The sequence below is a fragment of the Longimicrobium sp. genome (assembly GCF_036387355.1).
Taxonomy (GTDB): Bacteria; Gemmatimonadota; Gemmatimonadetes; order Longimicrobiales; family Longimicrobiaceae; genus Longimicrobium.
Map to the genome: position 1 here is coordinate 1 of NZ_DASVTX010000086.1, position 6,556 is coordinate 6,556.

Consider the following 6,556-nt stretch of genomic DNA (forward strand, 5'->3'; position numbering starts at 1 on the left):
ACCGTGGCCGACGCGCTGCAGATTCCCGCCCCGGTAGACGCCTGGGTGGTGGACGACCGCGCCCCGGCCGAGGCGGACCTGCTGGCGCACTGGGAAGAACGCTGATGGGGATGGACACTCCACCGGAGGACCGCACGTGAACGCACCCCGACGCAGCCGCCTTGTGGGCATGGGGCTGCTGGCGCTTACCTTTCTGGTCGGCATGCTGGCCGGCGCGGCCTCCACGCGCGTGCTCAACGCGCGCGAACCGGAGCGCGCCGAGGCCCGGCCGCCCGCCAAGGGCAAGCACTACCTGTTCGAGGAACTGGACCTGCGCCCGGACCAGCGCGCGGCCATCGACGCCATCATGGCGCGGCGGCGCGTGCTGATGGATTCCGTGTGGAAGGAGCACGGCGCCCCCATCCGCGCGGCGTACGACAGCACCCGCGCCGAGATCAGCACGGTGTTGACCCCCGAGCAGCGTGTGGAGTACGATGCACTGCGCGCGGCGCGCAAGGCAGAGCGCGAGCGCCAGAAGCAGGCGGCCGCCGGCGCGGGCCGCTGACCCTTCCCCCTCGCACCCCGGCGGACAGCCATGGCACGCACCTTCTTCATGCAGCGCTTCGAGGAGCCCGCGCTGGCGCTGCTGCGCATCGTGGCGGGCGGCATGCTCATGCAGCACGGCGCGCAGAAGCTGTTCGGCCTGCTGGGCGGGTTTGGCGGCACGCCCGGCGCGCGCGCGCCGCTGGTTTCGCAGATGGGGCTGGGCGGCGTCATTGAGTTCTTTGTGGCGCTGCTGGTGGTGCTGGGGCTTTTCACCCGCCCCGCCGCGTTCCTGTGCTCGGGGATGATGGCGGCGGCGTACTTCATGGCCCACGCGCCCGGCGGCTTCTGGCCCGTGCTGAACAAGGGCGAACTCGCGGCGCTGTACTGCTTCGTGTTCCTCTACTTCTCCGCCCGCGGAGGCGGCAAGTACAGCCTGGACGCGCTGATGGACGGCCGCGCCGCCGTCCGCCGCACCCGCATCTGAGTCTTCGGACTCCCCACGAGCTGGACAAAAGAAAGAAGAGGCCGGACGCGCGATGCGTCCGGCCTCTCTTTCGTTCGGATGACGATTGTCAGCCGCCGGGTGCCGGGGGCGCGGCGTTGGTCGCGACGGCGGCGTGGTAGCGCGCGTAGATGAGCAGCAGGCGCTGGCTGCTGACGGGCGCCGCGCGGGCCAGCAGGGTGATGATCTCGTCGCGCTGGGCCAGAATGCCGTCCATCTCCTTCTGCTGCGCGGGCGTCACCTGGGTGCGCAGGATCTGCAGCTCGGCAAATACCTGCGTCATGAGCTGGCGCGAGCGCTCGTAGTTGCTGCGCGACGCCTCGGTGAGCGCGGCTCCCATCTGGCCTTCTACGCGGGAAACGCGCAGCTCCAGCCGCGTCTCGCGCAGTTCCTGGCGCACGCTCCGCCCGATGAGCCACTGCGGAAAGAACCCGATCAGAAAGCCCGCCACGGCGGCGGAAAGAATGAGGGTGCGGGTGCGGTTCATGGGGCCGGGAGCGGGATGAGGACGCGTGCGCGGACCGACAATCATGCCGGTGCGTGGGCCGGGCTGCAAGTGGCGGCTGGGCTTTGGGGAGGGAATAGGGAATAGGGAATAGGGAATAGGGAATAGGGAATAGGGGCGGCGAGGATGTCAGGTGCGGCGCTCGCTTCCGTGGCCCGGTGCCTTCGTCCCCGTTCGCACTCGCCGTTCCTCCGTGACCTCTCCGTTCAGACCTCCGTGCCCTCCGTGAGAGACGCGGTTGCCGTTCTCCTACTCGGCCCCGGCGCCGGGCTCCGGGACGGATTCGGTCTCGGGCACCACGTCGGATTCGTCGGATTCGCCTTCCCAGCGGCTCGCGACGGACTGTGCCTGTAGCCCGTGCTCACGCAGCCACCGCACCACGGGCTCGCGGTATCCGTGCGTCACCCACACGCACTCCGCGCCGGTGGCCTGCACCGCCGACAGCAGCGACGGCCAGTCCACGTGGTCCGACAGCACGAATCCGCGGTCCACCGAACGGCGCCGCCGCTGGCCGCGAACCCGCATCCACCCGCTCGCGAAGGCCGTGGAGCCCGCGCCGAAGCGCCGCATCCACGGCGTTCCCGCGGCGGAGGGGGGCGCGATGACCATCGATCCCCCGAACTGCGTCCCTTTGGGCATCGCCGCCGGATTGTGCGTCTCCGGAATGCGGATGCCGCCCGCGCGGTAGTCCTGGTTCAGCCGCTCCACCGCGCCGTGGGCGTAGATGGGGCCGATGGACGCATCCACCCCCGCCAGCAGCCGCTGCGCCTTGCCCAGCGCGTAGCCAAACAGCATCGATGCGCGCCCGGCCTCGGCGTTGGCGCGCCACCAGGCGTTGATCGCCGCGAACACCTCCGCGTCCGGCGACCAGCGGTAGATGGGGAGCCCGAAGGTGCTTTCCGTGACGAAGGTGTGGCAGCGCACGGGCTCGAACGGGGTGCAGGTGGGGTCCGCCTCCGTCTTGTAATCCCCCGAAACCACCCACACCTCGCCCCCGTGCTCCACCCGCACCTGCGCGCTCCCCAGGATGTGCCCCGCGGGGTGCAGGCTGATGCGCACCCCGTTCAGCATCACCTCTTCCCCGAAGTCCACCGCGCGGATGCGGGCCTGGTCGCCCAGCCGGGTGCGCAGCACGCGCTCTCCCTCGCGCGAGCCCAGGTACGCGCGCGAGCCCCAGCGCGCGTGGTCGCCGTGTGCGTGGGTGATCACGGCGCGGTCCACCGGCTGCCAGGGATCGATATAGAAGTCCCCCGCCTCGCAGTACAGTCCGCGTTCGGTGCTGCGCAGGAGCATGTCCGGTCGTGGGCGTAAAGAGGGATACGGTGGATGACCCGCGTCGCGAGGTGCAGGGACCATTCCCGTCCGCGAAAAAGGCCGCCTCCTTCACGGGGCGGCCTGTGCGACGTCATCCGGCTCGGTCCACTGCCCTTGTGACCCTCGTGCGCGGGCGGCGGAGGATCAGCGGCGCGCGGGGCTGGTGGGGTCGCCGGAGCGGGGCAGGTGCAGGGCGGATCCCCTGGCGCTGGTGCGGGTCATCCCCTCCCAGCCGCAGCCCGGGCACCAGCGGCGCTGCAGGTTGCCCATCATCATGCGCGACATGCCGCGGCCCAGCGGTCCCATGCGCACAGCGAGGGTTTCCGTGTCGCACTCGTCGCAGGTGCGCTCGGCCGGAAAGATCAGGTAGCACATCGCCACGGCCAGAAAGAACTTGGACACGAAGGCGACGAAGATGAACGCGATCCAGAGCAGCAGCATCGGGTACCACGGTCCTGCGGTGATGGCCAGCGGAACGGCGGGAACAGCTGTGTCCCGCGCATCCCCCGTGCCGTGTCGGGTACGCCGGGGCGGGGGGATGGTTCCAACTTCTTTAGGGAATAGGGAATAGGGAATAGGGAATAGGGGGAAAGGCAGGAGGATGGCGCGTTCGGCGTCTGGAGGGCTGTGCGTCTGATTGCGGGTGGTTGGGGCTGCGGGTAGCTTCGGCAGCCGGGTTGCCAGGGATCGACCCTTCTCATGAGAGATGACGATGCGCGGCTTGCGGTGGGGGATGGTGCTGGCGATGGCGGGGGTGGCGGCGTGCTTCGGCAACCGGGGCGGCGCGCGGCCGGGCGAGCCGGACGCGGCGACGGACCGGTAGCGGGCGTACGCGGGGTGCTACAGCCTGCCGGAGGGCGAGCAGTTCGTACTGGACACCATCCCCGAAACGCGGCTCAACTCCGGGCGCGCGGGCGTGCGGCAGGCCCGTTTTGCCCCGCGGCCGGCCATCGTGGGCGCGTACTGGTACGTGGAAAAGGACGGCGATGCGTGGCTTTTTCGGCACGACGGCCTGTGGGGCACGTCGTTCGAGTTCCAGGCCAGGGGCGACAGCCTGACCGGCGTGCGGTGGATCGGCACCGACGTCCCCGATGCGCGCCCCGCGCCCACCCGCGCCGTCGCCGTGCGCACCGCATCCTGCCCCGCGCCGCCCTGACCACACCGCCATCCCGATCCGCCCAGCACCGCCCCGACGCTGCCCCGCGCCGGGGCGGTCCCGTTCCCGCTATCGACCGCACCTCACCCTGCCCGCCAACTCCCCGCGCACCGAAGCCCGGCCCCCGCGCCGAATCACCCATTCCCTATTCCCTATTCCCTATTCCCTGTAGTTCCAATACTTTCGCCCGCATGAACGTTCTCAACGTACAGGAGCTCAAAAAGAGCTACGGCACCCGCACGGTGTTCGACGGCGTCTCGTTCGCACTGGACGAGGGCGAAAAGGTCGGCTTCATCGGCGTAAACGGATCGGGCAAGAGCACCCTGTTCCGCATCGTCGCCGGGCTGGAGGGGCACGAGGGAGGCACGCTGGCGTTCCAGCGCGGCATTCGCGTGGGCTACCTTTCGCAGGAGCCCGAGTTCGAGCCCGGCGCCACCATCCTTTCCGCCGTCGCGGGCGGCAAGCCCGACCTGCTGGAGGCCATCGGCGAGTACCACGCGGTGGGCGAGGCGCTCACCGCCGGCACCGGCGACGTGGACCGGCTGCTCGCGCGGCAGGAGCGCGCCGCCGCCCGCATCGACACGCTGGGCGGGTGGGACTACGAGCACCAGATGGAAAACCTGCTCACCCGGCTGGACGTGCAGCACTGGGAGCGCCCCGTGGAGGGGCTTTCCGGCGGCGAGCGCAAGCGGGTGGCGCTGGCGCGCGTCCTTCTGCAGCAGCCGGAGCTGCTGCTGCTGGACGAGCCCACCAACCACCTGGACGCCGACACCACGGCCTGGCTGGAGGAGCACCTGGAGTCATATCCCGGCGCGGTGATGCTCATCACCCACGACCGGTACTTTCTGGACCGCGTGGTCACCCGCATGCTGGAGGTGTCCACCGGCGAGCTGACGCCCTATCCCGGCGGCTACACGGAATACCTGGAAGCCAAGGCCGAGCGCATGGAGCGCGCTTCGGTGGAGGAGGCCAAGCGCCAGAAGCTGATCACGCAGGAGCTGGCGTGGGTGCGGCGCCAGCCCTCCGCGCGCACGGGGAAGCAGAAGGCGCGCATCGGGCGGCTGGGCGAGCTGGAAGCGGAGCAGCGGGACAAGCGCCTTCCCAACCGCACCACGGTGGAGATGGCGATGAACGAGGCGCCGCGGCTGGGGCGCACCGTGCTGAACCTGCACCACGTCCGCAAGAGCTTCGGCGAGCGCACGCTCATCCGCGACCTGGACACCATGATGGCCGCGGGCGAGCGCATCGGCATCATCGGGCCCAACGGGGCGGGCAAGACCACGCTGCTGCGGATCATCCTGGGCCAGGAGCCGCCCGACGGGGGCGAGGTGGAGATCGGCAAGAACACGCGGATCGCCTACTTTGACCAGCGCCGCGAGGACCTGAACCCCGAGCACAGCGTCTACGAGGCCGCCGCGGACAGCGACTGGGTGATGGTGGCCGGGCAGCGCACGCACCTGCGCAGCTACCTGGAAACGTTTCTGTTTCCGCCGGAGAAGCAGCGGCAGGTGGTGCGCTCCCTGTCCGGCGGCGAGCGCAACCGGCTGCTGCTGGCGCGCCTGTTTCTGCAGGACGCCAACCTGCTCATGCTGGACGAGCCCACCAACGACCTGGACCTGGTGACGCTGCAGGTGCTGGAGTCGGTGCTGGCCGACTACGGCGGCTGCGTGCTGATGGTGACGCACGACCGCTTCTTTCTGGACAAGGTGGCCACCGGGCTTATCGTGTTCGAGAAGCAGGGCGCCGTTCGCCGCCACGCGGGCAACTACGACCTGTACCGCCGCCTCAAGGAGCAGCGCGAGGCCGAAGCCGCCGCCGCCAGCGCCGCGCAGGCCGCGGCCCAGCCGCGCAAATCGTCCGCGTCCGCCCCGGCCGCCGGCAAGGCGGACGCGGGAAAGAAGCTGAGCTGGAAGGAAAAGAAGGAGTTGGATGGGATGGAGGCGGCGATCGAAAAGGCGGAGGCGCGCAAGGAGGAGCTGTCCGCGCGCCTGGCCGACCCGGCGCTCTACTCCGCCCCGCCCGACGAGCTCGCCCGCGCCACCGCGGAGTTCCGCGAAGCGAGCGAGGCCGTGGACGCCCTCTACGCCCGCTGGGCCGAGCTGGAGGAACTCGCCGGCTGACCATCGGCCGGTTCTGGATGGAGGTGAATGGACAGCGCGGGCGGCACCCTCACGGTGCCGCCCGCGCTTTGTTACCGGACGAGGATGATCGCGTGGCGGCTTGGGCGTGGCGCGTGGCGCGGTGTTCCTGGCATGCGCTTGCGTGGGTGCGGCGCGCGGTGGGGAGCGGCGAAGAGGGCCGGGCACGCCGCGCCGGCCAGCGGCCCCGCGGAGAGTGCGGCCCGGGATCCTTCAGTCGCACAAAGGCGGCTTGTGGGAGAGTGAGGCGCACTGCTCCTTCAGGATGACGCTCAGGCTCCGAGGCGCCACGCGAGCAGGGTCCCTGGAGACGCTCTCCGTGCCAGTGCCGTCACCCCACCAACGGAACGGCCTTGTACCCTAACTCTTTGCAGCGCAATAATCTGTCATCCTGAGAAGGCGCCGGAGGTACCATC

7 protein-coding genes are annotated in these 6,556 nt (G+C 70.2%); 4 read left to right on the forward strand and 3 right to left on the reverse strand.

Annotation, left to right across the window (positions count from 1 at the left end; genetic code table 11):
• Window positions 1-136 precede the first annotated feature (136 nt).
• Together VF665_RS04100 and VF665_RS04105 are read left to right on the forward strand one after the other, a co-directional pair.
• Window positions 137-544, forward strand: coding sequence for a hypothetical protein (locus tag VF665_RS04100; RefSeq protein ID WP_331052137.1), 408 nt, complete (start codon window positions 137-139; stop codon window positions 542-544).
• A 30-nt stretch (window positions 545-574) separates the two neighbouring features.
• A complete protein-coding gene (locus VF665_RS04105; protein ID WP_331052138.1) occupies window positions 575-1,009 on the forward strand; it encodes a DoxX family protein in 435 nt (144 codons plus the stop codon).
• 88 nt (window positions 1,010-1,097) lie between these two features.
• On the opposite strand, the gene VF665_RS04110 is transcribed toward VF665_RS04105, so the two are convergent.
• The 3 genes from VF665_RS04110 to VF665_RS04120 all read right to left on the reverse strand — a co-directional run bounded on the left by VF665_RS04110 (window position 1,098) and on the right by VF665_RS04120 (window position 3,287).
• On the reverse strand, window positions 1,098-1,514 hold the full coding sequence (locus VF665_RS04110; protein ID WP_331052139.1) for a hypothetical protein: 417 nt from the start codon (window positions 1,512-1,514) through the stop codon (window positions 1,098-1,100).
• Between the two features lie 267 nt (window positions 1,515-1,781).
• On the reverse strand, window positions 1,782-2,825 hold the full coding sequence (locus VF665_RS04115) for a ligase-associated DNA damage response exonuclease (protein WP_331052140.1): 1,044 nt from the start codon (window positions 2,823-2,825) through the stop codon (window positions 1,782-1,784).
• 165 nt (window positions 2,826-2,990) lie between these two features.
• Window positions 2,991-3,287 carry a hypothetical protein gene (locus VF665_RS04120; RefSeq protein WP_331052141.1) on the reverse strand — a complete coding sequence of 99 codons (297 nt, stop codon included), beginning with the start codon at window positions 3,285-3,287 and terminating at the stop codon, window positions 2,991-2,993.
• A 475-nt stretch (window positions 3,288-3,762) separates the two neighbouring features.
• Here VF665_RS04120 and VF665_RS04125 point away from each other — a divergent pair, with 475 nt between their 5' ends.
• A complete protein-coding gene (locus VF665_RS04125) occupies window positions 3,763-4,002 on the forward strand; it encodes a hypothetical protein (RefSeq protein ID WP_331052142.1) in 240 nt (79 codons plus the stop codon).
• A gap of 191 nt (window positions 4,003-4,193) precedes the next feature.
• The gene (locus tag VF665_RS04130) at window positions 4,194-6,122 is read left to right on the forward strand and encodes an ABC-F family ATP-binding cassette domain-containing protein (protein WP_331052143.1); all 1,929 of its coding nucleotides are present in this window, start codon (window positions 4,194-4,196) and stop codon (window positions 6,120-6,122) included.
• Window positions 6,123-6,556: the final 434 nt, after the last annotated feature.

Excerpts from the sequence above, each read along its gene's own strand:
- VF665_RS04105 (WP_331052138.1), top strand. The coding sequence starts at position 575 with ATGGCACGCACCTTCTTCATGCAGCGCTTCGAGGAGCCCGCGCTGGCG.
- VF665_RS04110 (WP_331052139.1), bottom strand. The coding sequence starts at position 1,514 with ATGAACCGCACCCGCACCCTCATTCTTTCCGCCGCCGTGGCGGGCTTT.
- VF665_RS04115 (WP_331052140.1), bottom strand. The coding sequence starts at position 2,825 with ATGCTCCTGCGCAGCACCGAACGCGGACTGTACTGCGAGGCGGGGGAC.
- VF665_RS04120 (WP_331052141.1), bottom strand. The coding sequence starts at position 3,287 with ATGCTGCTGCTCTGGATCGCGTTCATCTTCGTCGCCTTCGTGTCCAAG.
- VF665_RS04130 (WP_331052143.1), top strand. The coding sequence starts at position 4,194 with ATGAACGTTCTCAACGTACAGGAGCTCAAAAAGAGCTACGGCACCCGC.